Genomic DNA, 25,684 nt, shown 5'->3' with positions numbered 1-25,684 from the left:
GGTCATGGGACACACCGACAACTGCGTGGAGATCGAGGCACCGATCGGATACGTCTGGGAACGGACGAACGATCTGAACTCCTGGCCCGAGCTGTTCACCGAGTACGCCAAGGTCGAGATCCTCGCCCAGACCGAGAAGCGGGTCGAGTTCCGGCTGACCATGCACCCCGACCGGGACGGTCACGTCTGGTCCTGGGTGTCCGAGCGTCTGCTGGACCGCGCCGCCTGGACCGTCCGGGCGCGCCGTATCGAGACGGGCCCGTTCGAGTTCATGAACCTGTGCTGGACGTACGAGCCGCTCGGGCCGGACCGGACCCGGATGCGCTGGGTCCAGGACTTCCGGATGCGTCCCGACGCGCCCGTCGACGACACCGGCATGGAGGCACGCCTCAACAATGGGTCGCGGGAACAGATGCGCGTCATCGCCGGGCGGATACGCGCCGACCGGTCGACGGTGCGGTCGTTCGACGCGACGCGGTCGAACAGGCAGCGTGGCGGTGACATGCGGACCATGCTCAGCCCGGTGACGGTGGGCTGCTCGACCGGGATCTCCGGAGCGGTCGAGCTGATGCCGGGCGAACGGGTCGGCGAGCACTACCACCCCTACTCCGAGGAGCACCTGTTCCTCGTGGAGGGGACCGTCAGGGTCGACCTGGACGGCGTGCCGCGCGAGTTGCGCCCCAGGGACGCCGTGCTCGTCCCGCGGAACGTGCGCCACCGCGTCACCAACGTCGGGTCCGCGCCCGCGCTCATCGTGTTCGCCCTCAGCCCGCTGGCGCCCAGGCCCGAGCTCGGGCACGTCGTCACCGAGACCGACGACGAGACCGGCGCCGAAGCCGAGGACGCGCGGCCGGGAGGGGCCAGGTGACTCGGCGCACCGCCGTGACGGGGGTGGGCGTGGTGGCGCCCGGCGGCCCGGACCGGGAACGGTTCTGGGCGCGGCTGCTCTCCGGACGCCCCGCGATGCGTGTGATCAGCACGTTCGACCCCGACCCGTTCCGTTCGAGGATCGCCGCGGAGTGCGACTTCGACCCGCGCACGCGTGGCCTGACGCCACGGGAGATCCGCCGGAACGACCGCTTCGCGCTCCTCGCGATGGCCGCCGCCGACGAGGCGGTCGCCGACAGCGGCCCGGACGCGCCGGACCCGGACCGCACCGGCATCTGCCTCGGCAGCGCGGTCGGGGCCACGATCCGGCTGGAGGAGGAGTACGTCGTCGCCAGCGACGGCGCCCGGGACTGGACGGTCGACGCCAGGCACCGCGCCCCCTTCCTCTACCAGGCGCTGGTGCCGTCCTCGGCGGTGGCCGAACTCGCCGTCAGGTTCGCCGCCGCGGGGCCCGCCCAGCTGATCTCCACCGGCTGCACGTCGGGCATCGACGCGATCGGCGTCGCGCACGAGATGATCGTTGACGGCGAGGCCGACGTGATGATCGCGGGCGCGGCCGACGCGCCGATCTCCCCGATCACGGTGGCGTGCTTCGACGCGATCCGCGCGACGACGCCGTCCGACGACCCGGAGACGGCGTCGCGCCCCTTCGACGCGACCCGCGGCGGGTTCGTCCTCGGCGAGGGCGCCGCCGTCCTCGTGCTGGAGGAGGCCGAGCGGGCCCGTCGGCGCGGCGCGCGGATCTACTGCGAGGTCACCGGCTACGCCGGACGCTCCAACGCCTTCCACATGACCGGGCTGCGCCCTGACGGCAGGGAGATGGCCGAGGCGATCACGGACGCGATGGGCCAGGCGGGGCTCGACCCGTCCGACATCGGATACATCAGCGCGCACGGCTCGGGCACGAAGCAGAACGACCGGCACGAGACGGCGGCCTTCAAACGGTCGCTCGGCCCGGCGGCGACGGCCGTGCCGATCAGCTCGATCAAGTCGATGGTGGGGCATTCGCTGGGCGCGATCGGCGCCATCGAGATGGCCGCCTGCGCGCTGGTGATCGAGCGCGGGACGGTGCCGCCCACCGCGAACCTCACCACCCCCGACCCGGAATGCGACCTGGACTACGTGCCGGTCACCGCCCGCCCCCGGGACGTCCGGCACGTCCTGTCGGTCGGTAGCGGGTTCGGCGGCTTCCAGTCCGCCATGATCTTCTCCGCCCCGGGAGCCGCCCGCGACGACGCCGTTGACGACACCGCCCCCGGGGAGGCCGCCGCATGACACCCCGGTTCGCGATCAGTGGTGTGGGTGTCGCCGCGCCGACCGGCATCGGCGTCGGGGCGCACTGGAAGAACACCCTCGGCAGGCGCGGCGGCCTGCGCCGGATCGCCCCGGAGGTCCACGGCGGAACCGGCCTGCGCGTGGCGGGGTCGGTGCCCGACTTCCGGCCGGAGGAGTTCGTGTCCCCGCAAATACGGGTGCAGACGGACCGGTGGACGTGGCTGGGCATGGCCGCCGCCGAACTGGCCCTGGCGGACGCCGCCCTCCCCGAACCGGACGCCGACCGGTCCCGCCTCGCGGTGCTGACGGCCGCCGCCACGGGCGGGAACGAGTTCGGCCAGCGGGAGATCCACGCGCTGTGGGGCAAGGGCCCGCGCGCGGTGAGCGTCTACCAGTCGATCGGCTGGTTCTACGCGGCGCTGTGCGGGCAGACGTCCATCCGGCACGGCGTCACGGGACGCTGCGGCGTGACGGTCGCGGAGGGCGCGGGCGGTCTCCAGGCCGCGGCCGCGGCGCTGCGACTCCTGCGCCGCGGTGGCGCCGACCACGTCCTGCTGGGCGCGGCGGAGGCGCCGCTGTCGCCGTTCGCCCTGGTCTGCCACCAGCACGACACGCTCAGCACCGGCGCCGAGCCCGCGGCGGCGTACCTGCCGTTCACGCGCCGCGCCCGGGGCGGGGTGCTCGGCGAGGGCGCGGCGATGGTGGTGGTCGAGGACGCGGACCTGGCCCGCCGCCGCGGCGCACAGGTCTACGCCGAACTGGCCGCCGTCGCGTCCACCCACGACGCCCACCATCCCGAGGAGCCGCCGCCGGACGCGGGACGCCTCGTCGCCGCCGTCCGGTCGGCGCTCGACCGCGCCGACGTCGTGCCCTCGCAGGTGGACGTCGTGTTCGCCGACGCCTCCGGCGACCCGCGCTGGGACCGGCTGGAGATCGAGGCGCTGGAGGCGGTCTTCGGCACGGCGGCTGCCCCGCCGGTCGCCGTGCCGAAGACGCTCACCGGGCGCCTCAACTCGGCCGGGGCCCTGCTCGACCTCTCCTGGGCCGCGCTGTCGCTCTTCCACGACGTCATCCCTCCCGCCGCCGACGGCCTGGACGGGATCCCGTTCCGCGGCGCGCTGGACGTGGTGCGAACCCCGCGCCGCGACACGGGACTGGGCACCGCCCTCGTCATCGCCAGGGGAGCCGGCGGCTTCAACGCGGCCGCCGTCCTGCACGCGCCGGGAGGCCACCGATGAGCATGACCGACCCCCACGCCCGGGCGGTCCCCGCCCTGCCCGCCGGTGCCGCGCTGATCGACCTGAGCATGCCGATCGAGCCGAACCCGTTCGACCCGGCGGTGCTGCGCAGGCAACTGTGGCGGCACGAGGACGGCGGTCGGCGGATCGGCCGCAAGGCGGCGTTCAACCGCCGCCTGCCACTGTGGACACGGCTGTCACGCGCCGCCGCGTACGTGACGCGCCGCCGCAGGATCGACGCGGGTTGCTTCCCCGACCACAGTTTCCTGGGCAACGAGCTGTTCACCCTCTCGGTGCACGCCGGTTCCCACATGGACGCGCCCTTCCACTACGGGCCGCTCTGCGAAGGCCGGGACGCGCTCCGCATCGACCAGATCCCGCTCGACTGGTGTGTGGGGAACGGCGTGCTGCTGCGCCTCACGCACAAGAAGGCGTGCGAGGAGATCAGCGCGGAAGACGTCGCCGCCGAACTCGACCGCATCGGGCACGTCCCGCGGCAGGGCGACATCGTCCTCATCCAGACCGGATCGGACGAGCTGTGGCCGGGGCCCCGCTACTTCGGCGCGCATCCCGGCATGAGCGTCGGCGCCGTCCGCCATCTCACCGACCACGGCGTCAAGGTCATCGGAATCGACACGGCGGGGTTCGATCTGCCCGCGCCCGTGATGATCGAACGCTTCTACGCGACCGGCGACCCGTCCTGCCTGTGGCCGTGCCACCTGTTCGGCCGGACCCGCGAGTACCTCCAGATCGAGCGGATGGGCGGTCTCGCGCGCCTCCCGCGCCAGACCGGCTTCACCGTCCTGTGCCCGCCGATCCGGGTGACGGACGCGGGCGCCGCATGGGTCCGTCCCGTGGCCGTCGTCCCCGAGGAGACCCCATGAGAGTCCTGCTCATCGCGACCAACCGGGAGGCACGGCCGTCGTACGCGGTGCCCGCCGGTGTCGCCTACCTCCAGACCGCGCTGGTGGAGGCCGGGCACGAGGCCCGGATCCTCGACCTGTGCTTCGAACCGGACGAGCGGCTCGCCCCCGTAGTGGCCGAGGCGGTCGCCGGGTACCGGCCGGGTCTGATCGGGATTTCCGTCCGCAACATCGACAACGAGACCTACCTGCGGTACCGGGGCAACCTCGGCGACGTGAAGCTGGTCGTCGACACCTGCCGGGCGTCCTCGTCCGCGCCGATCGTGCTCGGCGGGTCCGCGTTCTCCCTGATGCCCGCCGAGATCATGCGGCTCCTGGACGTCGACCTCGGCGTCAACGGGGAGGGCGAACCGGCGATCGTCGCGGTCGCCGACGCCCTCGCCGAGGGTCGCGCGCCGGACGGCGCGCCCGGACTGTTGCGGCGGGACGGCGACACCGTGACCACGGCGCCCGCCGCCCGGGTCATCGACCCCGGCTCGATCGTCGCGCCGCGCTACTTCGTCCCGGACGAGCGCTACTTCAGCACCAAGGTCGTCGGCCCCCAACCCACCTACGGCATCCAGACCAAACGGGGGTGCGCGTTCCGGTGCTCGTACTGCCCGGTCCCGTCGATCGAGGGCAAACGGTTCCGGCTGCGCAGCCCGAAGCACATCGTCGCCGAGATGCGGCAGGTGCGCGACCACTCCGGCGTCACCCGGTTCTTCATCACCGACAGCATCTTCAACCTGCCACGACGGCACGCGGTCGCGGTCTGCGAGGAAATGGTCGCCGCCGACCTCGGCGTGACGTGGATGGCCTACACGAACCCGCTCCAGTACGACGACGGCCTGACCGCCCTGTTCAGGCGGGCCGGGTGCGAGACCCTCAACTTCGGGCTGGACGCGGGCTGCGACGAGATGCTGACCAGCCTCCAGAAGGACTTCACCGAGGCCGACATCGTGAACGCCACCGCGTGCGCGCGGCGCTCCGGGGTCCGCATCGTCCACTCGCTGCTGCTCGGCGGCCCCGGCGAGACGAAGGACACGGTGGCACGGACGCTGGACACGATGCACCGCTGCCCGCCCGACGTCCTCACCATCGCCTTCGGCATCCGCGTCTACCCCCAGACACCCCTGTGGGAAAGCCTCGGCGGCGACGGTCAGCGCGCCGACGTCGACATGCTCCAAGCCCTGTTCTACGTGGACGAGGCGCTCGGCCAGGCCGACTGCGAGGCGATCCTCACAATGATCGAGCAGTTCATCGCCGACCACCCGCGGATCCTCGTCCGGATGAACTTCGACCCAGAAAGGCTGGCCGCGGAGGTGGCCGGCAGCTCGCTGCGCGTCTCGGCGCAGGACCGCGTCTCCGCTCAGGAAGGACTGCTGGGATGACCACCGTTTCGGCACTGCCACGTGAACTTCCCTATACCTCCCGCGACCGTCAGCCCGTGATGTGCTACCCGATGCCGTGGGCGTCCCCCGTCCACGGGGAGATCGCCGCGAACATGGGCCTGGACGCGCCGAGCCACGCGCCCCAGCCCGCGGCGATGTACATGCACATCCCGTTCTGCGAATACCTCTGTGGCTTCTGCCCCTTCGTGAAGTACCTCAAGGACGAGGACCGGGTGCGCGCCTACGTCGCGGACCTCAAGCGCGAGATGACGTTCTACGCCGAGACGCCGTACTTCCGGAGCACCTCGTTCGGCTCGCTGTACATGGGCGGCGGCACGGCGAGCTCGCTGTCCCCCGAGCAGCTCTCGGAGGTCATCTCCCACGCCCGCGCGGTGTTCCGGTTCCTTCCGGACGCCGAGATCACCCTGGAGACCAGCCCGATCACCGCGACCCCGGAGAAGTTCGCGGCGGTGCGGGCGGCGGGCGTGAACCGGGTCAGCTTCGGGGTGCAGACGTTCGACGCCGAGGTCGGGGCCGCGTCCGACGTCGCGCAGGACGGCGACACCTCGCTCCGCGTCATCGGCTGGGCGCAGGAGGCGGGCATCGACAACGTGAGCATCGACCTGATCTACAACCTGCCCGGCCAGACAACCGCGCACCTGCTGACCGACCTGGACATCGCGCTGGACGCCGGGGTCGGGCAGATCACCCTGTTCCCGCTGTCGGTGATGCCCCACACCAAGCTGTTCCGCGAGGTGAACGACGGGAAGGTCGCGGGCATCGGCGACCTGCCCCACGAGCTGGACCTGTGCAGGCGGGCGGGCGAGCGGCTGGCCGAGCTCGGGCTGCGGCAGACCTCCGTCCCGGACTACTCGGTGCCGGACGCCGACTACCGGCACGCGCGGATCCACTTCCGCGACTTCGGCGACCTGCTCGGGCTCGGCGCGGGCGCGATGGGCACCGTCAACGAGTACACCTACGTCAACGTGGCCGAGCTCAAGCGCTACACCGAGCTGAACGGGCGGCGGGTCCCCCCGATCAACGCCGGCCAGCTCACCCCGGCGGAGGAACGGCCGCGGGCGACCATGGCGATGGGGCTGCGGATGCTGTCGCTGAGCCGCCGGACGTTCACCGAGCGGCACGGTTGCGGTCCCGAGGACGTCTTCGGCCCCCTGCTGGACGACCTCACGAGCCGCGGGCTCATCGAATGCGGACCCGACGAGATCCGCCTCACCGAGTTGGGGGCGTTGTTCGGCTACGACGTCGCCAAGGAGTTCTACTCCGACGCCATCCGCGCCCGCGGGCAGAAGCTCGCCGAGGCGCTGGCCCGTAAGCGCGACGTCCCGCAGGTCAAGCCCGCGTCCTGACGTCCGTGCCCGAGGCGCGCACGTCCCGCCTCCCCCACTCCACTCCGAGACCCACCTCCGAACGAAGGAGCCCGGCCGTGTCGATCGTCGTGACCAATCCGTACGAGAAACGGGAACGGATCTGCGTCTCGCACTACCCGCTTCCGGCGGAACCACCTGACCCCGCGGCGGTTCCCGGACTGATGAGCCTGGACGCTCCCGCCCGCCGCGGCGGCGAGAAGGCGATGTACATCCACATCCCGTTCTGCGACAAGATCTGCAACTTCTGCCCGTTCAACAAGCAGCTCATGGACGAGGAGAAGCTCAACCGGTACGTCACCCGGCTCAAGCGGGAGATCGACGACTACGCTCGGACGCCGCTGGTGTCGTCCTTCACGTTCGGTTCGCTGGCGATCGGCGGCGGCACGCCGAGCTGCCTGTCCGCCGACCAGATGCACGACCTCATCACCCACTGCAGGACCGTGCTGAGGTTCGGCCCCGAGGCCGAGATCGGCATCGAGGGGAACCCGTCGAACTTCGACGCCGAGAAGCTGGCCGCCGCGCGTGAGGCCGGCGGCAACCGGATCAGCTTCGGGGTGCAGACCTTCAACGACGACTTCGCGTCGATGCTGGAGATCCCGCAGGAGCCGGAGACGTCGCGGCTCGCCACGCGGGTGGCGCGGGACGCGGGCTACGACAACGTCGGCATCGACCTGATCTACAACCTGCCGGGCCAGACGCTGGAGCAGTGGCGCGCCGACGTCAGCGAGGCGATCGACTGGCGCTACGACCACGTCACCCTGTTCTCGCTGATCATCCCGCCGTTCACCCGGCTGTTCTCGAAGATCGACAAGGGTCGGCTGGACCCGCCCGGCGAGCACGACCACGAGATCTCGATGTACCGGATGGCCGCGCAGATGCTCAGGGAAGCGGGCTACGAGCAGTACTCCGTCTACGACTTCGCACTGCCCGGAAAGATCAACAAGCACGCGGTGCTGTACTTCTCCGACCAGGCCGACCTGCTCGGCGCGGGCGCCGCCGCGTTCGGCTACCTCGGCGGCTACATGTACGTGAACAAGGGGCCGCTCACCGAGTACCAGGAGGCCGTCGACCGGGGCGACAAGCCCGTCCTCATCGGCTCGCCCGCCGACCGCGACGAGGAGATGTGCGGCGCGATGGCGAAGGGCCTGCGGCTGTTCAGCGTGCGGCGGCCCCGGTTCCGCGAGCTGTTCGGCGTCGATCCCACCGATGTGTTCGGCGAGAAGATCGAGCGGCTGGCCGACCAGGGGCTGCTGGAGGTCACCGACGAGGAGATCCGGCTGACCGAGGACGGCGTGTTCTGGGGCAACAACGTGTGCCGCGAGTTCTTCTCCGCCCGGTACGCCGAGATCGAGGCGATCCCCCGCGAGGTCCTGGCGCGCGGACGGCTGATGAAGGCCGGGCAGGCCCCGCCCCGCCGAATCCGCGACTGATCCGGAAGGTGAGCGCGATGCGAACCAAGAATGTGCTGGGGATCTGCGGATCCCCGAAGACCACGGCCAAGAGCGCCAGCGAGTTCCTGTGCCGCCGGGCGCTGGACGGCGCCGAGGAGGTCGGCGCCGAGACCCGGCTGGTGCGGCTCGTCGACTTCCCGATCGCCGACTGCGACGGCTGCGGCGACTGCATGAACCGGACCCAGTGCCACCTGTTCAAGCGGCCCGACGACCGTTACACCCGGCTCTACCGGGAGATCCGATGGGCGGACGCGTTCGTGTTCGCCTCACCCGTCTACGCTCTCGGGCTGCCCTTCACCTGGAAACAGTGGCTCGACAGGTGCGAGCCCGCCGACGAGGACGACCTGGAATACCAGTACTACAACTACGAGGTGGCCGCCGACGTCAAGGGCAAGGCGTTCCAGGGCAAGGTGGCGGGCCAGATCGTCACGTCCGGGGGGATCGGCCAGGAGTGGGCCATGGCGAGCCTGATGCCGCTGTGGACGAACGTGAAGCTGTCGATGGTCGCGAGCGTCGGGCTGAGCCTGGTGGAGTTCGACGAGCAGCCCGGGATACGCACCAAACCCTGGGGCGTCGGCGTCGACAAGGCCGACTTCGCCATCGAGATCGCCCGGCAGGTGGGCAGGCGCGTCGCGTCCGCCATCGGGTTCTCGACATTCAACCTGCACGGAACCTCCCCGCGCCTCGGCGGCGGGACCGAGGGACGCGACTGCCGGGACGAGCTGGCGCTGCTGTCGGACCTGTCCGACCGCCCGATCGACACGACCACCGGGACCGGGCCGATCGTCCTGGTGGTCGCCGGGCAGCACAAGAGCGAGGAGGCGGCCCGTCGAATCGAGGCCATCGCCAGGCGCTCGCCCGGCATCGACCTGCGGCTCGTCGCGGTCGTCGACCAGTTGCCGCACTTCATCACCCGCGACTTCGTCAAGGAGAAGATCACCGAACAGCGGCATCCGGTGCCGGTCGTGATCGACTGGGACCGCCGGTTCGGGGAGGCGCTCGACCTCGCCGCCAACGTCGACCCGCACGTGCTGGTCCTGACCCGCGAGGCGCGGCTGCGCCGCACGATCACCGGCACCAACACGACCCGCGACATCGTCACCGAGATCGAAGAGATCGTCCGCGAACTGGGCCCGGCGGTCACGACGGACCCGGCGCCCACCGTCGAACCCACCGCCGAACCGGCGTCCACCGCCGAACCGGAAGGGGCCACCCGATGATCCCCGTATGGTCAAGCGACACCATCGCCCCCACCTCGACCTGCGCGGTCGTGCCGCTGTCGGACGGCGCGCAGCTGTTCTGCCGCATCTCCGGAAACGGCGATCCCGTCCTGTTCCTGCACGGTAACCGCGACAACCACACCCACTTCGCCGAGCTGACGTCGATCCTGGACTCGGCCATGACGTGCGTCGCGGTGGACCTGCGCGGGCACGGGCTCTCGTCCAAAGAGGACCATCCGCTGTCGGCGGTCCAGTGCGCGTCCGACATCATCGAACTGCTCGACCACTTCGGCTGGGGACGGGTGACCGTCGTCGGACACTCCCTGGGCTCGGTCACGGCGATGCTGCTCGCCCTCGACCACCCCGAACGGGTCTCGCGGCTCGTCCTGATGGGCTCGGCCGCCCACTACGAGATGAAGTGGAAACGGCCCGAGGTCACCGAGGACACCTACCGGCAGGTCATCGAGGAGTCCAACAAGCGCGCCGCCCCGTTCTTCTTCCAGCCGGACCACCCGGGCGTGAGCGACCGGGTGATCGCGAGCTGGTCCTGGGTGCCGTTCTCCGTGCACCGCAACCTGATCCGGCTCATCCATCCCGACCTCCGCGAACGGGTCGCGAAGATCGACGCGCCGACGCTCGTGGTGGCGGGCTCGGACGACCGCAGCACGCCCGTCGACCGGGCCCGGTTCCTTGCCGACACGATCCCCGACGCGGAACTGACCGTCCTGGCCGGGACCGGTCACTTCATGTTCATGGAGAGGCCAGAGCAGGTGGCTTCGGAGATCGCGCGATTCACCGGCGTGTCCCTTGGCGGTACCGGCTGCGGAGGGGGCTGCGGTTGCGGACACTGGTCAGGCTGATTCTGACCAGAGGAGACCACGGAGGTCAACGTGTCCACGAGTGGACCTGCGCGCAAGGATCCCGCACCCAAGGGCCCCGCACCCAAGGACGGAGGGGAGGCGGAGCCGCCGACAGTGTTCGGCGGCCCGCACGGCCGCGCGCTGCTGACGCTGGCGACGGGAGTCCTGCTCCTGTGGGCGACGATGATGTCGGTGTTCCCGGCGCTGCCGGACATCGCCCCCGCCATCGGCGTCAGCGCGGGCACCCTCGGTCTGGTGTTCGCGGGATCCGCGGTGCTCATGACCGCGTTGAGCGTCCCCGCGGGCGTCCTGTCCGACCGGTACGGGCGCCGCCCGCTGGTCCTGTCCGGTCTGGCGGTCAGCACCGTCGGACTCGTGCTCACGGCGGCGGCCGGGCACTCGGCGGGGGTGTTCGTCGGCGGCTGGATCGTGTTCGGGTTCGGGCGCGGGCTGTTCCTGTCACCGGCGTTCACCGTCCCGGCGGACCTGTTCCCGCCGCAGCTCCGGGGACGGGCGATCGGGGTCCTCGCGGGCGCGATCGGCATCGGATCCGTGGTCGGCTACGTCGGCGGCGGTGTCCTGCTCGCGGCGGGAAGCTGGCGGACGATCCTGGTCGTCGACGCCGTCCTCATCGCCACCGCCACCGCGCTGACCACGGCGCTGCTGCGGGAGAGCATCCGCGAGCGGCTCCAGACCCGGCTGACCGTGGCGACGGTGCAGACGTTCGGCTGGTTCCGCCACCGGGTGGTCCTGCTGTCGGGAGTGGTGGCGGGCGCCGCGTTCGCGGTGGGCGTGGCCGCGACCTTCCTCGTCCCGTTCAGCCTGACCGCGCTGGACGCCTCCCCGTTCCTGCTGGCGGCCGTGTTCGTCCCGTACGAGGTCGTCGCCTCCGTCGGCACGGTCGTCACCGGACGGGTCAGCGACGCCGTCGGCCGCAAGCCCCCCATGCTCGCGGTGATCGGCCTGCTGGCCGTGGCGCTCGCCGCCCTGCCGCTGCTCGGGGTGTCGGTGTGGAGCATCGCCGTCATCTACTCCTTCGTCGGGCTGGCCGAAGGGCCGGTCGTCTCGCTCGCCACCACGATGGTCAGCGACGAGGTCATCAGGCTGGACCCGCGGCGGCTCGGCTCGGCGCTCGGCGCGAGCCGGCTGGTGACCGGGATCGGGCCGATCCTCGGGCCGGTCGCGGGCGGCCTGCTCGTCCAGCACGCCTCCGCCGGGACACGGTTCTGGGTCCTCGCGGCCGTGACGGCCGGGACGCTCGCGCTCGGCCTGCCGCTGCGCGAGACCCACCGGCCGCGCCGGGCCCAGGCGGCGGAGGTGACGGCATGAGCCTCACCGACGCGCTCGGCGCGGCGACCCGGGTCCAGGGCGTCCCGAAACTGCGGCAGAGCATGCAACGGTTCTGGAAGGAGCACTCCGCCGAGCCCGGGGCGGTCGCCGAGGCCGCCGCCGGAGTGTGGCGCGCCAACCCCGGCGACGACGGCGAGACGTCCCGGATGGGCGCCGCGATCATCCTCGGCCCGGCGGCGGTGACGGTCCCGGACGCCACCGAATTCCTGCTCGACACGGTGGCGGACGACCCCGGTTGGCGAGTTCAGGAAGCACTCGCCAAAGCCCTCGACTGGCGCTGCGAAGTGCAGGGCTGGAACGCCTCGCTCCCCACGCTGGAGCAGTGGCTCGGGCATCCGGTGGCGAACGTCCGCCGCGCCGCCGCCGAGGGGCCACGGGTCTGGACGCGCCGCCCGCACTTCAAGGACCACCCGGGCGAGGCGCTGCGCCTCCTCGGGCTGGTGCGCGGCGACGACAGCGACTACGTCCGCAAGTCCGTCGGCAACGCGATCAGCGACATCAGCAAGTCCGAGCCCGACCTCGTCCTGGAGACCCTCGAACGCTGGAAGGCCGAGGGCGGGACGGCCCCCGCGGTCCTGCGCGGCGCCTGCCGCAAACTTCGGGACACCCACCCGGACCGGACGAAGGGCCTGCTCGACGGCAGTTAGCAGTCAGACCATCGAAAGGATGCGAGGGACCAGGCATGAGATTCGACGTGTTCAACCTGCCCACCTTCGACCCACGGGTCGATGGGGAGGACGAGGGGATGTTCGAACGCATCCGGTCCCTCGCCGCCCTCGCCGACACCCTCGGCTACGACGGCCTCTGGCTCGCCGAGCACCACTTCCAGACGCACGGCGGCATCCTGTCGGCGCCGGACGTGGTGCTCGCCGGGCTGGCCGCCGCCGCGCCCCACATGCGGCTCGGGCTCGGGGTCGTCCAGGTCCCCTACCACCATCCGCTGTCCATCGCCGAACGGATCGCGACCCTCGACCAGGTGTGCGGCGGACGGCTCGACGTCGGGCTCGGGCGCGCGTTCCTGAAATGCGAGTACGACGGGTTCGGCGTCCCGATGGACGAGAGCAGGGCCCGGTTCAACGAGGGCGTCGAGATCGTCGTCGGCGCGCTGCACGGTCCGCTGGAAGCCCGCGCGGACGGCTTCACCAGTTACCCGGCGCTGTCGATCCAGCCGCGGCCGCGGCAGCGTCCCGTCCCGCCGCTGTGGGTGGCGGCGGCGACGACGCCCGCGACCTTCGAGTGGGCGGGCCGCGAGGGGTTCAACCTCATGGTCGCGCCGATGCTGTCGGCGGACCGGCAGTCGCTCGGCGAGAAGATCGACCTTTATCTGTCGACGCGCCGGGACGCGGGGCATCCGCCCGGCGAGATCCTCGTGAACGTCCACGTGCACGTGGCCGCCACCGACGAGGAGGCCCGCGCGGACGCCGACGACCACCTCGACCGGTACGTCACGGAGACCAAGGCGGCGGGCGCCTCGGCCATCGAGGCGTTCCACCGCGACGGCGTGCCCGCCGACTTCGCGCTCTACCCCGAACTCGGCCGCCGCTGGGCGACGTTCAGCGTGGACAACGCGATCGCCCGCAACAGCGTCGTCATCGGCTCGCCGGAGACCTGCGTGCGGGCGATGGACGAGCTCATCGACTCCACCCGCGCCACCGTCGTCGCGGGCACCTTCGATTTCGGGCAGCGGCGCGCGTCGGTGGAGGAGTCGCTGCGGCTGTTCGCCTCCGACGTGATCCCCAAGCTGGCCGGGAACGTGCGATGACGTCGTCCCATCCCCTGCCGTTCCGGCTGGCGCTCCGCCGCTTCGGCGCGTTCAGGATCCTCGGCACCCGCCGCCGGGAGCCGCTGCTGCCGCGCCTGGTGTTCATGGGCGGCGACCCCGGCGAATGCGTGGACGCGCTGCGGTCGATCAGGTCACCGGAACAGTGGGTCGCGCGGTGGAGCGCCCTGGCGGACGAACGCGCCGCCCTGGGCGCGGAGTGCGCGGCGCGAGGTGACCGGCGGACGGCCGCCGAGACGCTCCGCCAGGCGGTCGGTTACCTGCGCGTCGCCGAATACCTGGAGACGTCCCCGGATGCCAGGGCCGACCTGTGGCGCCGACTCGTGGCGCTCGCCGAACGAGCGAGCGCCCAGGACGACGCGCCGTGGCGCCGGTACGAGGTGCCCTGGGAGGGATTGTCGATCCCGCTTTCCGTCCGCACCGTCCCGGGCGAGCCCGAGGCGCCGTGCGTGCTCACCCTCGGCGGCGTCGACGGTGTCAAGGAGGAGTTCCACGGCATCTCGGAGGCGTACCTGCGGCGTGGCTGGTGCACGGCCGCGCTCGACCTGCCCGGCCAGGGCGAACTGCGTCGCCTGAAGGACGTCCGTTGGCGGCCGGACGCGGAAGGCGTGATCAGCGCGCTGCTCGACCGGCTGACCCGGCTGCCGGGCGTGGACCCGTCCCGGATCGCCATCGTCGGCGGGAGCGCGGGCGGCTACTTCGCGCTGCGGGCCGCCGCGTCCGACGCCAGGATCACCGCCTGCGGCCTGATCTCCGTCCCGATCTCCCTGCTCGATGTGCACCGGGGCGCGCCCCGCCCGATCCCCCAGACCATGCGGTACAACCTCGGTGCCGCGACGCGCGCCGACGCCGAACGGGAACTGCGCCGCTACGACGCGACCGAGCACGCCGGCCGGGTGACCTGCCCGGTGTTCCAGGTCCACGGCGGCGCCGACACGACCGTGCCGATCGAGCACGCCCACCGCGTCGCCGGACTGGTGAAGGGCCCCGTCACCGGCGTCTTCTACGACGACGGAGACCACATGTGCTTCAACCACCGCCCGGACTGGGAGGCGAAGCTGCGCGGATGGCTCGGCGACGTCTTCTCCCGGGGCGCCGCGGGCGAACGGAAGGTCGGGCATGGCGAAGTCCCCGCGTAACCGGCGCTGTGCCTGCGGGGCCGGCGCCCCTCGCGGGCGCGGCGTCGTCCGGGCCCTGACCGCGATCCTGCGGTGCTGCCTCGAAGGCACCACCCTGATCGGCCTGTACGCGATGACACCCGACGCGGAGACGATCCTCGCCGTCCGCGCCCGGTTGTCCCAGGCCCACCCGCCCGGCCCCCCGTGCTGCACGGGCGCCCTCCCGGACGACCTCCGCGCCGACTGGGCGGACGTGGCGGACCGATGATCACGCGACTGTCCAAGGTGAGCGTCGCCGTCCACGACCACGCCCGCGCCGTCGCGTTCTTCACCGACGTCCTCGGGCTGACCGTCCGCTCCGACGAGCCACTCGACGGCGGCGCCCGCTGGACGGAGTTCGTCCCCGCCGGATCGGACGTCGCGATCGTCCCCTACACCTGGTGGCAGGCCCTCGGCGACCACCCCGGCACCTTCACGGGGATCGTCCTGGAATGCGATGACATGGCGGCCACCTACCGCCGGCTCACCCAGCGGGGAGCGACCTTCGACGGACCCCCCGAGGCCGGAACCGGCGGCATCTTCGCCACGCTGCTGGACCCGTCCGGCAACCGCTACACCCTCGTCCAGCCCACCGACTGAGGCCGCAGGGCGGAATGCCCGTTCCGGGAGGGGTCCCGTAGGGGCGCTGTCACTGTGTCAGCGATCGGTGACAGCAGGAGCACCGCGGACGGGGAGGCTCACGGACATGGGGCGTGTCTTCGCGCGGACGGGGGCGGCCTTCCGGCAGTGGCGCCACCCGGCGGAATTTCGGATCAGGGCGTCGGCGTGGCCGGAGGGCGCGCTCACCGAACTGGCCCGCGCGATCACCGCGTACGGCGCCGCCGACGGTGCCGCCGAGACCGACCACCGCCTGGAGGTCGCCGACCTCCCGGCGGACGTCACCGGCCTCTCGGACAGGTCCCTCGCGGAGCTGGCGACGAACCTGTGGCGGCTGCGCACGCGGATCGAGCGGATGGACGACCCGCCGCGCCCGCTCGTCCGGAGTCTGGACGCCGCCTGGGACGTCCTCACCGACACCGGAATCACGATCAAGGACCACGTGGGGGAGCCGTTCGACCCGGGGCGCGCGATGTCCGTCGTGGCGTACGAGCCCGCGCCGGGGCTCACCCGGGAGCGGATCACGGAGGCGGTGCGGCCGGGCGTCTACCTGGCGGGACGCTCCATCCAGATGGCCGAGGTGATCGTCGGCACCCCGGAACCCGCCGACACGCCCGACGAGCACGCGACCGCAGCGACGGAGGAAGCACCCAAGCGATGAACAGGACCACGATCGACTTCGGCATCGACCTCGGCACCACCAACAGCGCGATCGCGCGGCTCGACGGGGTCGAGACCGAGATCGTCAAGAACAACGAGAACGCCGACACGACCCCGTCCGCAGTGCTGGTCGACCGCCAGGGGCGGCTCACCGTCGGCCGGGCCGCCAAGGAGCGCGGCGAGTACGACCCCGACAACACGTGCGTCGAGTTCAAGCTGCGGATGGGGACCACCGGACGGCCCAAGCTGTTCACCGCCGCGCAGCGGTCGATGGAGCCGGAGGAGCTGTCGGCGGAGGTGCTGCGGTCGCTGCGCCGCGACGTCTCGGACAAGACCGGCGAGGAGATCAGCGCGGCCGTCATCACCGTCCCGGCGGCGTTCGAGCTGAGCGCCTGCGACGCGACCCGCCGCGCCGCCGAGCTGGCGGGCATCGCGCACGCGCCGCTGCTCCAGGAGCCGACCGCGGCGGCGCTCGCCCACGGCTTCCAGTCCGGCGACGACAACGCCTTCTGGCTGGTGTACGACTTCGGCGGCGGCACCTTCGACGCCGCCGTGATCCAGATGCGGGAGGGCGAGTTCACCGTCGTCAACCACCGGGGCGACAACTTCCTCGGCGGCAAGCTGCTGGACTGGGCGATCGTCGAGGAACTGCTCGTCCCGGCGGTGACGGACGGACGGCGCGGGTTCACCGACCTGCGACGCGGCAACCCCCGCTGGCGCAAGAACATCACCAAGCTGAAACTGGCCGCCGAAGCGGCCAAGATCCAGGTGTCGCGGGCGGAGTCGGCCGAGCTGCGCCTCGACCTGGAGGACGACTCGGGACGCCTCGTCGAGTTCGAGTACGACCTGCTGCGCGCGGACGTGGAACGCCTCATCGAGCCGTTCGCCGTCCGGTCGATCAACCTGTGCCGCAAGGCGCTGGAGGAGAGCGGGCTCGGGCCCGGCGACGTCCAGAAGGCGCTCCTCGTCGGAGGCCCGACGCTGTCGCCGTACCTGCGCGACCGGCTCGCCGACCCGCGCGACGGGCTCGGCATCCCGCTGGACCACAGCCGCGACCCCATCACCACCGTCGCGCGCGGCGCGGCGGTCTTCGCGGGCAGCCAGCGGATCGACCCGGCGATCTTCGGCGGTCCACCGCCCCCGAGCGGCGAATACGGGGTCGAACTGGAATACCGTCCGGCCGGACCGGACATCGAGCCATTCGTGGGCGGCAAGGTCACGGGCCCCGACCCGACCGGCTGCTCGATCGAGTTCGTCAACCCCGAGACGCAGCCGGTGTGGCGCAGCGGCCGCATCCCCCTGTCCGCCGACGGGACGTTCACGACGACCCTGTGGGCGGAACGGGGCCGCGCCAACACCTTCCGGATCGAGTTGACCGACGCGACCGGGGCGGTCCGTCCCATCACGCCGAGCACGCTCACCTACACGGTCGGGGTCGTCGACACCCAGCCGCCGCTCACCCACTCCATCGGCGTCGGCCTGGCGGGCAACGAGGTCGCCTGGCTGTTCAAACGCGGCACGCCGCTGCCCGCCCGGCGCCGGAGCCTGCTGAACACGACGATCGGCGTCCAGCGCGGTTCGGGCAAGGGCATGATCCGGATCCCGGTGCTGGAAGGCGAGCACTACCGCGCCGACCGCAACCACCGCATCGGCCGATTGGAGATCAACCCCGAGCAGGTCAGGCGGGACGTCCCCGAGGGCAGCGAGGTCGACCTCACCATCGTGATCGACGAGTCCCGGATGGTGGTGGCCCGCGCCTACGTCCCGATCCTGGACGAGGAGTTCGACTGCGTCCTCAACCTCCAGACGGAGACCGTCCCGGACGCGGCGGAGCTGGCCAGGGAGGCCGCCGCCGAGAAGCGCAGGCTGGAGTCGGCGCGCCGCCGGGCGTCCGAGCTGGGCGACTCGCGCGCCGCCGAGGTGCTGGCCCGCATCGACGCCGAGGGCATCGTCGCGAACCTGGACGCCGAGGTGAACGCCGCCGAGGTCGACCCGGACGCGGCCGTAGCGGGCGGAAAACGGCTGCTCGACCTGCGCGCCGCCGCCGACGAGGTGGAGGACGAACTCGAATGGCCCGGCCTGGTCAGCGAGGCGCGCGAGCTGCTGCCCGCCGTCCGCGAACTCGTCGAGGACCGCGGCAAGGCACGGCACTCACGGGAACTGGACGCCGCCGCCGACGCGACACAGGAGGCCATCACCGCGCACGACGCCGACCTGCTGCGCCAGCGCATCACCGAACTGCGGCGCCTGGCGACCCGCGTCCTGGACGCCTCCGACGACCTGCCGTTCATCGCGTTCCACGAACTGTGCTCCCTGCAACCGGAGATGAGCGACCAGCGGGAGGCCAGGCAACTGATCGCCACGGGCCGCCGCGCGGCCGACGCGGGAGACGCGCGCACGCTACGGGACGTCAACGCGGCCCTCAGCGACCTCCTCCCGACCGCGCCGCCCCCGCCGGACCCGTTCAGCACGGTCAGGATGGGCCGGTGACCGCGATGCTGGAGGCGGTCCAGGAGGTGACGATCGCGCAGGCCCGCGAACTCGCCCGAGCAGGCCGCTACGCCGAGGCGGAGCAACTCCTCCAAGAAGAGCACGGCCCAGCCGCACTCGACCTGAAGGCCCGCGTCTACGCACAACAGGGACGCCTCAACGAGGCCGACCGCTGCTGGGCCGAGGTAGCCGCCCACTCCCCCGGCCACCCGGGAGCCACCGCGGGCCGCCACCGCATCGCCAAAATCCTGGCGAAAGCAGCGTCCCCCAGACGGTTCCTCATCACCCGCACAGTGCTCCGCCTGGGAATCGCTGCCGCCATAGTCCTCGCGTTCGTGATGCTCGTGGACGTCTGGCAAGACAGAGACACACCCCCACCGCCACCAAAGGCCGTCCCGTCCAGAAGCACACCCACCAACCCACTAGCAACCCTGAACCTCGAAACCCGAGGCGTACACGTCGAACGCCGAACCGGCGAACTTGCGGTCACCTTCGACCACGAACTCTTCCGCCGCGACGCGAACCTCACCGCCCAGGGCCGGGCCCTCCTGGAGGACCTCGGCGAGCGGCTGCGCCCGTACGGCGACCAGCTCACCGTCGCCGTGCTCGGCCACACCGACCGCAAGGCCGTCCATCCCGGCGGCGGCTACGCGAGCAACGCCGAACTCGGCCTGCTGCGCGCCACGGTCGTCCGGGAGGTGCTGCGCTCTTCCGCACGCATCCCGACCTCCCACTTCTCCATCTCGACACTGGCGGCCCTACTACCTCCGCACTCCGGAAAGGCCGACGCCCGCAACCGGACGGTCAGCCTGCGCATCTCCACGGCAGGTGGACGATGAACACCACGAAGACGCCGTTCTTCCACCAGATCAGCCCGGACGTCTACCGGGAGAACCCGTTCCGGATCACCGGCCTGCCGGTGGACGCCACGTCCCGAGACATCCGCCGCCGCTCCGAAGAACTCAAGGTCAGGGCGAAACTCGGCACCACAGCACCGACCGCCACACCCCTGGCGCTCGACCCGCCGCCCGACATCGACGCCGTCCAGCAGGCCATCCAGCGCCTCCGCGACCCGGTGCGCCGCCTGGAGGACGAACTGTTCTGGTTCTGGCCCTCGGGCACCGACGACCCGGCCCTGAACGCACTCCGCACCGGCGACGTCTCCGAAGCCGAACGGCTCTGGACCGACCCCGGCCCCGGCCGTCCCGCCGCCGTCGCCGCCCACAACCTCGCCGTCCTCGCCCACGCCCGCGCGCTCGACGCCGACGACCACGCCCTGTGGGAACAGGCCCTGCGCAACTGGCGAACCGCCCTGGACACCGAACCGTTCTGGGACCTCGTCGCCGCCCGCGCCCGCACCGCCGACGACCCCCGCGTGGGCCCCCGCGCGGCGACGGAACTACGCGAACGGCTACCCGCCGCGCTCCTGTCGATCAGCGCCAACCTGGCCGTCCAGGAGTCCCAGGCGGGCGAGCCCGAGAAGGCGTCCGCCCACCTCGCCCTGATGCACAGCTCCGGCTTCGCCGCCGCCCTCATCGACGACACCCTGCGCGAAGCCATCGCACCGGAGGCGTCCCACCTCAGATCCCTGAGCCAGACCGCCCTGGAACGCGCGAACGCCACGTCCGCCGATGGCTACGCCGAGGCGACCCGCCTCCTCGACAGGGCCGAACCCGTCCTGAGCGGCTTCACCGCGATCCTGCCCGACGACCACACCACGCTGCTCGGCCTGCGCGACGAGATCGCCGACTCCGCCATGCGCTGCACCGTCCTGTTCATCAACGAGACCAGCGAATGGACAAGGGCCGAGGGCCCGCTCCTCCGCGCCGAATCCGTCGCCGCCTCCCCCAACGTCAAATCAAGAATCACCGACAACCTCACGATCGTCCGCGACAACAAGGTGTACGACACCTGCTGGTTCTGCCACGGCGCCAAACCGGACAAGCTCGTCGTCCACAAAACAAAGATGTACGGCGACGTCCAGCGCGTATACCCGCGCATCACCTGGAAACGCCTGACAATAAACGTCCCCCGCTGCACCCCCTGCGCATCGGCCCACCGCACCCGAGGCGCCAAGGTCTGGGCCTACGGCTCCGGCATAGCCCTCGCGATCTTCGGCCTGGCCCTGATCCTCCTACTGACAGGCTCCACCGCCCAAGGCATCGTCCTAATGATCCTGGACGCAATCACATCCCTCATAACCCTAGGAATAATCTCCAACACCAACGGCCTCCCACCCGCCGCCCACCGCAGCCTGAAAGAATTCCCCCCGATCACAGAACAGTTCCAAGCAGGCTGGCGCTACGGCGACGGCCCCCCAAACGTCCAATGACCAGCTTGGCGGTCGTCGCCGACACCAGAGCGGCGGCGAGCCGGTTCAGACCTTGCTCGACGTGAGATCGTCCATGCGATGCGGTCGTGATTTGCGGCTTTGGACGATGAGAGTTCCGAGCAGGCCGGGCTCCGGAGCGGGCTCGACGCGGGCATGGATGTCGGTGAAGCCGTGGTCGGCCAGGATGCTCGACCAGGTGTCGGGTTCGTAGGCCCACCGGTAGATCCAGACTTGTCGGCCGGTGAACCCGCCGCCGTACATCCCCTGGACGCCATAGGCGCCTGGAACAGCCGGAGCGTGGGCGAAGACCAGCCTGCCGCCCGGTGCCAGGCGGTCGTGGACGCGGGGAAGCAACTCGCCGGGATCGGTGAACCACACCGCGCCCCAGATGGAGTAGACCGCGTCCCATTCCTTGTCGGTCTGCGTGAGGTAGTCCATGGCATCGCCGTGGACGAACTGCGCACAGGGCAGATCGCGCCAACGCTCGCGGGCCCGGGCGTAGTGCACGGGAGAAAGATCCAACCCGGTCGCGGCGACCCCTCTGGCGGCCAGCGCGGCAACGGCGTCGCCGCGGCCACAGCCCAACTCCAGAGTCGTCGCGGGGTGACCGAGAATTTCGTCGCCGGGGCCGTGGCCGGGGTACTGGGTCCACCCGAACGCGCCCTTCAGCGCCTCTTCGCGGCTGGCCTGGTGGTCGGATCTTCCTTCGGCATAGCGATCCCAGTAGCCGGTGCGATCACTGACGCTGGTCGGCATAGGCGGGTCCCAGGGTTTCGACTGTGGCGGAACCCGCGTCACGCTAGCGCTGATCAGAGACCCACATCGGTCGTTCGATGACGAACGCGGAGCAGGGCCGGAGCTCGTCGGCTCCGGCCCTACTCGTGCGTGTCAGTCCCTAGTGGCAGTTGCTTCCCGGATGGCACGGCGTGCACTTGGCGAAGTCGGCCTCCCACAAGGGTCGGTCGATCGCGAAGCCGTTGCCCTCGATGATGTGCACGGTCCGCTCGACCGAACCGTCATACTTGAACTCGACTGCGGGAACATGGTCCAGGAACCGACCGAAATGTTGCTCGCAGAACTCGCGATAGTTGCGCGTGTCAAGAATGAACCCGTGAACGGCGATGTCGACCAGCGGGCCACAGCCGATCTCCAGTTCCTCACCCCACTTCTCCATGGCGGTGATGAGGTATGCGATGGCCTGGCCGAAAAGACGTTCGGCCATGACGGCGTCGAAGGGGTGGTCGCGGACGAGGAGGGCGATCTGCCGTTCCCACACTTGCGAGGTCAGGAACGAGCGCGGGTCGCGGTGACGGGCGCCCGGCGGAGCGACGGTGGCGGTGGACATACGCGTCTCCCTTGTGGTGGACGGCGCGGCCCCCTGAATTGGTGCCGCAGCCGTTGCAAATCCCACCGTGCGCGCCGCTTCGGGAGCCGGGAAGAAAGGTGTGCGGGTCGTGCACATCGTGTGCGGATTCCGCACGTCAAGTGGTGCGGGGATCCGCGATGTGCTTACGGCGAGCTATAGGACGTTGCAGCGCGCGGCGAGGCCCCGAAGGTCGGGAGTGGTGCGACCCGAGGCCAGCAGGACGCCCACCAACTGCCGGACCGCCGGTCGTGTCCGAGTCTCCTGGGGCGCGGCCCGTTCGGCGGCCAGAAGTGCCCGCAGCGTCTCGTCCCGGCGGCCCCACATTCCGTACGCCCGTGCCACATCGGTGAAGTAGCGGGCCTGTCGTTCGACGGTCGGCAGCGCCCTCGGCCGCAATGCGCGGGCCGCTTGGACCGCCGCGGCCGGGTCTCCCGCGGCATACTCCGCCGAGACCAGATGTAGCCGGACGGCAGTGACGCCGAACCCGCCTCCGTTGCGGCGCAGAAGGGTACCGCCGTCAAGACGTGCGGCGAGAGCCATCGCCTGGCCGGTCAGTTCACGCATCCCGGTCCGGTCACCGGCGTGCGCCGCCGTGTAGGCCGCCGACATCACCAGTTGTCCCCGCGCCGCTGTGTGCGCGGGTCCACCGTCCTTCAACTCCTGCGCGTCGGCCGCCGACAAGGCGATCTCGGTGGCCTGGTCGTGCCAGCCGCCGCGCCGGGCAAGCACCGCCAGTTGCCGGGCCGCCTCGGCGGCCGCGAGCACGTCGCCGCTGGACTCGGCGAAGGTCCGCGCGCGGTCTGCGGCGAGCCATCCGAGCGGCTCGTCCAGCTTGACCGTCAGCCGCGTGATCAGGTTGTAGGTCTGGGCCAGCACGGCGGCGCCGCCCGGTTCCCCGACGGCGGCGTGGCCTCCGGCCAGCAGGCGCGGTAGACCTTCCGCAAGGCGGTCGTACTGGCACGCGTCGTAGTCGTGGCAGGACGCGGTCAGCGCATCCGCCAGGCGGGAGGGTGGGATCGGTTCAACCCGGGCGCCGGTGCCCAACAGCGCGTCCCGGACTCGCCGGACCACCGCTCCACCTCGTGCGTCCGCCCGTCCCCCACCGGCAGGGCTGGTAACGGTGGCCCCGGCAGTGATGACGAGATTGGCCAGCAGGTCGCGGCGCCGCACATCATCCTCCCCGGGTGAGTCGACTGTCACCGTAGCGGTCACGCCGAGCATCCCCGGAGGTATCTCCAGGACCTCGGCGAGGCGCCGGAGCGTGGCCACGTGGTCCAACGGGCGTACGCCGGTCTCCAAACGGGAAATGGTGGAACGAGAGCAGTGCAGGCGTGCGGCCAGTTCTGCTTGAGACCAGCCGCGAACGACACGCGCGGACCGCACGAGCGCCCCGGTCCGATCTTTCATCGCCGCACTCCACACTGCCGAAAGGGCGAGCCCTCGGCCATGCGCGGCCGAGAGCTTCGGAGGGACATCAGGGCCGGTGGTACATGCCGAACCTGATGTTTGTGATCACCGCCTCCCAGGCCGCCGGGGCGAGCGTCAGCACCGGCCAGCCCGGCTCCCTGGAATCGCGTATGCCGATCACTGGGACGAGATACGCGACCTCAACACAGTGGCCACCACTGTGGTCGCTGTGACTACTCTTACGCCAGTGAACGCCGAGCTTTTCCTTCATGGACCCTCCACCAAAGTTCTTATCATGGCTTGCGACTCCACAACGGGGAGTCCGTGGCCTCGGAGCAGATCCCAGCGCGAGTGGAACGAAGAATGAGCAAGCAAGGGCAATGGGAAAAATTAAGAACCTGACCACAAACATAATGATCGGAATCGTCTTCTCGATCATTATCCCGCTACTTGCCGTGGGAATAGTTCTGGGCCTCATTGTGCTCTTCGTCGACCTGGACCCCGAGCATGGGTGGCCAGCCCCCGATGGGTCCGAACCGGCCGAGTCACCGTCGATCGACTGGTCGCCGTTCCCCTCGAACAGCCCCTGAGCACAAAGAACAAGCACGACCAGGCCGTCCCACCGCCGGTCTTTGGTCACGTGGAGTCGTAGGCGGAGGCGAGGACGATGGCGAGATGCTTGATCAGCATGGTCAAACTCGCTGGTTCGTCCTGGGCTTCAGCGAGTTGGGTGATGAGTCTCAGCTCGTCGAGGTAGTAGTGGCTGTGGTGGCCCGGGTCGCGGATGACCGAGATGACGCCCCGCTGGGCCCATCGACGCAGGTTGGCCGTGGAGACTCCGACCATTCGCGCCGCGTCTCTGGCGGGGACCCATGGCCCACCGCTTTCGAGGTGAATGACGGCGATCCAGCCCCACCGTTGCCGCTGGCGCTCCTCTTCTGCACTGAGTAACGACACTCGTAGTTCCCTTCATAGTTTCGACGGACTGAGGCTTGGCGCGGAGGGACAGCCCCCTCGACTGTCCCTCCGCTGGTCTTCAAGTGGGGTCGAGGACGGCGAAGACGACCTTGCCGACGTCGCCCGCGAGCGGACGGGCTCCCCAACACCGGGTGAACTGCTCGACCACGAACAAGCCCCGACCCGACTCACCGTTGAGGCCCGCGTCCTCTAGCCGCGGCATGTCACAGGTGGCGTCCTGAACCTCCACCCACACCACACCCGCGTCGGTACGGCCGATGCGGAAGATCACCTCGTCGTCGGCCGTCGTCGCGTACCGGAGGGCGTTGGTGACCAGCTCGCTGGCGATGAGGCACGGGACGAAGTCGTCCACCTGCCAACCGCCCGCCACCAGCCGGACGAACGTCCGCACCTCCGCCACCGCCCGCAGGTCCCGCTTGACCACCATCTCGCTCTGCACCGCCTCGCCCATGACCTCTCCTCACCGTGTGTGGCGTACAGCACACAGTGCGCTACTTTCGCTTTACGATGTGGTTGCCGCCAGAAGGTGGCAGGCACAGGAAGATCACTCCCCGTCACCAGGCACCTTCCACTGAAAGGCAGGGCCATGTCTCCCCGACGCCAGCGACGTCCCAGCGAGTCCCCCGCCCTTATCGCTTTCGGACGGCAGATGCGCCGGATGCGGGAGGCCAAGGGCGTCAAGCAGGAGACCATCGCTCACCTGACCCAGGTGAGCGGCCCGCAGGTGAGCAAGATCGAGAACGGTAAGAAGCGTGCCACGCGGTCGTTCGTGGAACTGGTGGACGAGTATCTAGAGGCCAACGGCGCGCTCATCAACCTCTGGGAAGACCTGAACAAGGATGGTCACCCCGTCCCGCTTTGGTTCGACTGGCCGGTGCGCCACGAGGCGCTGCACAACCGAGTGGAGATTAGAGAAACGCTCCACCAATACCC

General features: G+C 70.7%; 27 protein-coding genes. 21 read left to right on the top strand and 6 right to left on the bottom strand.

Features of this window, described 5'->3' with window-relative positions; genetic code table 11:
* The first annotated feature begins 4 nt into the window (after nt 1-4).
* The 19 genes from ABD808_RS18035 to ABD808_RS17945 all read left to right on the top strand — a co-directional run bounded on the left by ABD808_RS18035 (nt 5) and on the right by ABD808_RS17945 (nt 21,000).
* On the top strand, nt 5-868 hold the full coding sequence (locus ABD808_RS18035) for a cupin domain-containing protein (protein ID WP_344898059.1): 864 nt from the start codon (nt 5-7) through the stop codon (nt 866-868).
* A complete protein-coding gene (locus tag ABD808_RS18030) occupies nt 865-2,163 on the top strand; it encodes a beta-ketoacyl-[acyl-carrier-protein] synthase family protein (protein ID WP_344898056.1) in 1,299 nt (432 codons plus the stop codon). The genes ABD808_RS18035 and ABD808_RS18030 overlap by 4 nt, the downstream gene beginning before the upstream one ends.
* Nucleotides 2,160-3,401, top strand: coding sequence for a beta-ketoacyl synthase N-terminal-like domain-containing protein (locus tag ABD808_RS18025; protein ID WP_344898054.1), 1,242 nt, complete (start codon nt 2,160-2,162; stop codon nt 3,399-3,401). The genes ABD808_RS18030 and ABD808_RS18025 overlap by 4 nt, the downstream gene beginning before the upstream one ends.
* Complete coding sequence (locus tag ABD808_RS18020; RefSeq protein WP_344898052.1) at nt 3,398-4,285, top strand: cyclase family protein; 888 nt, start codon at nt 3,398-3,400, stop codon at nt 4,283-4,285. Before ABD808_RS18025 ends, ABD808_RS18020 begins: the two co-directional genes overlap by 4 nt.
* Nucleotides 4,282-5,694, top strand: a complete 1,413-nt coding sequence (locus ABD808_RS18015; RefSeq protein WP_344898050.1) for a B12-binding domain-containing radical SAM protein — start codon at nt 4,282-4,284, stop codon at nt 5,692-5,694. Before ABD808_RS18020 ends, ABD808_RS18015 begins: the two co-directional genes overlap by 4 nt.
* Complete coding sequence (locus ABD808_RS18010; protein WP_344898048.1) at nt 5,691-7,061, top strand: coproporphyrinogen-III oxidase family protein; 1,371 nt, start codon at nt 5,691-5,693, stop codon at nt 7,059-7,061. Before ABD808_RS18015 ends, ABD808_RS18010 begins: the two co-directional genes overlap by 4 nt.
* A gap of 77 nt (nt 7,062-7,138) precedes the next feature.
* On the top strand, nt 7,139-8,512 hold the full coding sequence (gene hemW, locus ABD808_RS18005; RefSeq protein WP_344898046.1) for a radical SAM family heme chaperone HemW: 1,374 nt from the start codon (nt 7,139-7,141) through the stop codon (nt 8,510-8,512).
* Nucleotides 8,513-8,529: 17 nt separating this feature from the next.
* The gene (locus ABD808_RS18000) at nt 8,530-9,753 is read left to right on the top strand and encodes a flavodoxin family protein (protein WP_344898044.1); all 1,224 of its coding nucleotides are present in this window, start codon (nt 8,530-8,532) and stop codon (nt 9,751-9,753) included.
* Nucleotides 9,750-10,613: an alpha/beta fold hydrolase gene (locus ABD808_RS17995; RefSeq protein ID WP_344898042.1), complete on the top strand. Its 864-nt coding sequence runs from the start codon at nt 9,750-9,752 to the stop codon at nt 10,611-10,613. Before ABD808_RS18000 ends, ABD808_RS17995 begins: the two co-directional genes overlap by 4 nt.
* 30 nt (nt 10,614-10,643) lie before the next feature.
* On the top strand, nt 10,644-11,942 hold the full coding sequence (locus tag ABD808_RS17990; protein ID WP_344898040.1) for an MFS transporter: 1,299 nt from the start codon (nt 10,644-10,646) through the stop codon (nt 11,940-11,942).
* Nucleotides 11,939-12,610 carry a DNA alkylation repair protein gene (locus tag ABD808_RS17985; protein WP_344898038.1) on the top strand — a complete coding sequence of 224 codons (672 nt, stop codon included), beginning with the start codon at nt 11,939-11,941 and terminating at the stop codon, nt 12,608-12,610. Before ABD808_RS17990 ends, ABD808_RS17985 begins: the two co-directional genes overlap by 4 nt.
* Before the next feature lie 35 nt (nt 12,611-12,645).
* Nucleotides 12,646-13,725: an LLM class flavin-dependent oxidoreductase gene (locus tag ABD808_RS17980; RefSeq protein WP_344898036.1), complete on the top strand. Its 1,080-nt coding sequence runs from the start codon at nt 12,646-12,648 to the stop codon at nt 13,723-13,725.
* On the top strand, nt 13,722-14,882 hold the full coding sequence (locus tag ABD808_RS17975; protein ID WP_344898034.1) for an alpha/beta hydrolase family protein: 1,161 nt from the start codon (nt 13,722-13,724) through the stop codon (nt 14,880-14,882). Before ABD808_RS17980 ends, ABD808_RS17975 begins: the two co-directional genes overlap by 4 nt.
* Nucleotides 14,863-15,129: a hypothetical protein gene (locus ABD808_RS17970; protein ID WP_344898032.1), complete on the top strand. Its 267-nt coding sequence runs from the start codon at nt 14,863-14,865 to the stop codon at nt 15,127-15,129. Before ABD808_RS17975 ends, ABD808_RS17970 begins: the two co-directional genes overlap by 20 nt.
* Entirely contained in the window at nt 15,126-15,500 is a 375-nt protein-coding gene (locus ABD808_RS17965; RefSeq protein WP_344898030.1) for a VOC family protein, read from the top strand. The genes ABD808_RS17970 and ABD808_RS17965 overlap by 4 nt, the downstream gene beginning before the upstream one ends.
* Nucleotides 15,501-15,606: 106 nt before the next feature.
* Nucleotides 15,607-16,179: a hypothetical protein gene (locus tag ABD808_RS17960; RefSeq protein ID WP_344898028.1), complete on the top strand. Its 573-nt coding sequence runs from the start codon at nt 15,607-15,609 to the stop codon at nt 16,177-16,179.
* The gene (locus ABD808_RS17955) at nt 16,176-18,668 is read left to right on the top strand and encodes an Hsp70 family protein (RefSeq protein ID WP_344898026.1); all 2,493 of its coding nucleotides are present in this window, start codon (nt 16,176-16,178) and stop codon (nt 18,666-18,668) included. Before ABD808_RS17960 ends, ABD808_RS17955 begins: the two co-directional genes overlap by 4 nt.
* Nucleotides 18,665-19,507: a hypothetical protein gene (locus tag ABD808_RS17950; protein WP_344898024.1), complete on the top strand. Its 843-nt coding sequence runs from the start codon at nt 18,665-18,667 to the stop codon at nt 19,505-19,507. Before ABD808_RS17955 ends, ABD808_RS17950 begins: the two co-directional genes overlap by 4 nt.
* Entirely contained in the window at nt 19,504-21,000 is a 1,497-nt protein-coding gene (locus ABD808_RS17945; protein ID WP_344898022.1) for a hypothetical protein, read from the top strand. The genes ABD808_RS17950 and ABD808_RS17945 overlap by 4 nt, the downstream gene beginning before the upstream one ends.
* Before the next feature lie 45 nt (nt 21,001-21,045).
* Here the strand turns inward: ABD808_RS17945 and ABD808_RS17940 are convergent, their stop codons facing one another.
* The 4 genes from ABD808_RS17940 to ABD808_RS17925 all read right to left on the bottom strand — a co-directional run bounded on the left by ABD808_RS17940 (nt 21,046) and on the right by ABD808_RS17925 (nt 24,044).
* Nucleotides 21,046-21,756 (bottom strand): class I SAM-dependent methyltransferase, encoded by a 711-nt coding sequence (locus tag ABD808_RS17940; RefSeq protein WP_344898020.1) that lies wholly within the window; start codon nt 21,754-21,756, stop codon nt 21,046-21,048.
* A 139-nt stretch (nt 21,757-21,895) separates the two neighbouring features.
* Complete coding sequence (locus tag ABD808_RS17935) at nt 21,896-22,462, bottom strand: glycine-rich domain-containing protein (protein ID WP_344898018.1); 567 nt, start codon at nt 22,460-22,462, stop codon at nt 21,896-21,898.
* A 57-nt stretch (nt 22,463-22,519) separates the two neighbouring features.
* Entirely contained in the window at nt 22,520-23,773 is a 1,254-nt protein-coding gene (locus ABD808_RS17930; protein WP_344898016.1) for a helix-turn-helix domain-containing protein, read from the bottom strand.
* A gap of 67 nt (nt 23,774-23,840) precedes the next feature.
* Nucleotides 23,841-24,044 carry a DUF397 domain-containing protein gene (locus tag ABD808_RS17925; protein ID WP_344898014.1) on the bottom strand — a complete coding sequence of 68 codons (204 nt, stop codon included), beginning with the start codon at nt 24,042-24,044 and terminating at the stop codon, nt 23,841-23,843.
* Nucleotides 24,045-24,153: 109 nt separating this feature from the next.
* Between ABD808_RS17925 and ABD808_RS17920 the strand changes: the two genes are divergently transcribed.
* On the top strand, nt 24,154-24,363 hold the full coding sequence (locus ABD808_RS17920; RefSeq protein WP_344898012.1) for a hypothetical protein: 210 nt from the start codon (nt 24,154-24,156) through the stop codon (nt 24,361-24,363).
* A gap of 46 nt (nt 24,364-24,409) precedes the next feature.
* Here the strand turns inward: ABD808_RS17920 and ABD808_RS17915 are convergent, their stop codons facing one another.
* Together ABD808_RS17915 and ABD808_RS17910 are read right to left on the bottom strand one after the other, a co-directional pair.
* Nucleotides 24,410-24,730: a MerR family transcriptional regulator gene (locus ABD808_RS17915; RefSeq protein ID WP_344898010.1), complete on the bottom strand. Its 321-nt coding sequence runs from the start codon at nt 24,728-24,730 to the stop codon at nt 24,410-24,412.
* 79 nt (nt 24,731-24,809) lie between these two features.
* Nucleotides 24,810-25,202, bottom strand: a complete 393-nt coding sequence (locus tag ABD808_RS17910) for an ATP-binding protein (protein ID WP_344898008.1) — start codon at nt 25,200-25,202, stop codon at nt 24,810-24,812.
* Between the two features lie 207 nt (nt 25,203-25,409).
* Here ABD808_RS17910 and ABD808_RS17905 point away from each other — a divergent pair.
* Nucleotides 25,410-25,684 (top strand): helix-turn-helix domain-containing protein (locus tag ABD808_RS17905; protein ID WP_344898006.1); only part of this gene is annotated, 275 nt, incomplete at its 3' end.

Origin of the sequence: Actinomadura meridiana (genome assembly GCF_039537545.1) — a bacterium.
In the GTDB taxonomy this organism is placed as follows: Bacteria; Actinomycetota; Actinomycetes; order Streptosporangiales; family Streptosporangiaceae; genus Spirillospora; species Spirillospora meridiana.
The sequence above is the reverse complement of the archived record's forward strand: the minus strand, read 5'-3'. Positions and strand labels throughout refer to the sequence as shown.

What these genes read in the sequence shown, in the direction of transcription:
- ABD808_RS18035 (WP_344898059.1), top strand. Translation starts at nt 5, where the DNA reads ATGGGACACACCGACAACTGCGTGGAGATCGAGGCACCGATCGGATAC.
- ABD808_RS18025 (WP_344898054.1), top strand. Translation starts at nt 2,160, where the DNA reads ATGACACCCCGGTTCGCGATCAGTGGTGTGGGTGTCGCCGCGCCGACC.
- ABD808_RS18020 (WP_344898052.1), top strand. Translation starts at nt 3,398, where the DNA reads ATGAGCATGACCGACCCCCACGCCCGGGCGGTCCCCGCCCTGCCCGCC.
- ABD808_RS18015 (WP_344898050.1), top strand. Translation starts at nt 4,282, where the DNA reads ATGAGAGTCCTGCTCATCGCGACCAACCGGGAGGCACGGCCGTCGTAC.
- ABD808_RS18010 (WP_344898048.1), top strand. Translation starts at nt 5,691, where the DNA reads ATGACCACCGTTTCGGCACTGCCACGTGAACTTCCCTATACCTCCCGC.
- ABD808_RS18000 (WP_344898044.1), top strand. Translation starts at nt 8,530, where the DNA reads ATGCGAACCAAGAATGTGCTGGGGATCTGCGGATCCCCGAAGACCACG.
- ABD808_RS17995 (WP_344898042.1), top strand. Translation starts at nt 9,750, where the DNA reads ATGATCCCCGTATGGTCAAGCGACACCATCGCCCCCACCTCGACCTGC.
- ABD808_RS17985 (WP_344898038.1), top strand. Translation starts at nt 11,939, where the DNA reads ATGAGCCTCACCGACGCGCTCGGCGCGGCGACCCGGGTCCAGGGCGTC.
- ABD808_RS17980 (WP_344898036.1), top strand. Translation starts at nt 12,646, where the DNA reads ATGAGATTCGACGTGTTCAACCTGCCCACCTTCGACCCACGGGTCGAT.
- ABD808_RS17975 (WP_344898034.1), top strand. Translation starts at nt 13,722, where the DNA reads ATGACGTCGTCCCATCCCCTGCCGTTCCGGCTGGCGCTCCGCCGCTTC.
- ABD808_RS17970 (WP_344898032.1), top strand. Translation starts at nt 14,863, where the DNA reads ATGGCGAAGTCCCCGCGTAACCGGCGCTGTGCCTGCGGGGCCGGCGCC.
- ABD808_RS17965 (WP_344898030.1), top strand. Translation starts at nt 15,126, where the DNA reads ATGATCACGCGACTGTCCAAGGTGAGCGTCGCCGTCCACGACCACGCC.
- ABD808_RS17960 (WP_344898028.1), top strand. Translation starts at nt 15,607, where the DNA reads ATGGGGCGTGTCTTCGCGCGGACGGGGGCGGCCTTCCGGCAGTGGCGC.
- ABD808_RS17955 (WP_344898026.1), top strand. Translation starts at nt 16,176, where the DNA reads ATGAACAGGACCACGATCGACTTCGGCATCGACCTCGGCACCACCAAC.
- ABD808_RS17945 (WP_344898022.1), top strand. Translation starts at nt 19,504, where the DNA reads ATGAACACCACGAAGACGCCGTTCTTCCACCAGATCAGCCCGGACGTC.
- ABD808_RS17940 (WP_344898020.1), bottom strand. Translation starts at nt 21,756, where the DNA reads ATGCCGACCAGCGTCAGTGATCGCACCGGCTACTGGGATCGCTATGCC.
- ABD808_RS17935 (WP_344898018.1), bottom strand. Translation starts at nt 22,462, where the DNA reads ATGTGCACGACCCGCACACCTTTCTTCCCGGCTCCCGAAGCGGCGCGC.
- ABD808_RS17930 (WP_344898016.1), bottom strand. Translation starts at nt 23,773, where the DNA reads ATGAAAGATCGGACCGGGGCGCTCGTGCGGTCCGCGCGTGTCGTTCGC.
- ABD808_RS17925 (WP_344898014.1), bottom strand. Translation starts at nt 24,044, where the DNA reads ATGAAGGAAAAGCTCGGCGTTCACTGGCGTAAGAGTAGTCACAGCGAC.
- ABD808_RS17920 (WP_344898012.1), top strand. Translation starts at nt 24,154, where the DNA reads ATGGGAAAAATTAAGAACCTGACCACAAACATAATGATCGGAATCGTC.
- ABD808_RS17910 (WP_344898008.1), bottom strand. Translation starts at nt 25,202, where the DNA reads ATGGGCGAGGCGGTGCAGAGCGAGATGGTGGTCAAGCGGGACCTGCGG.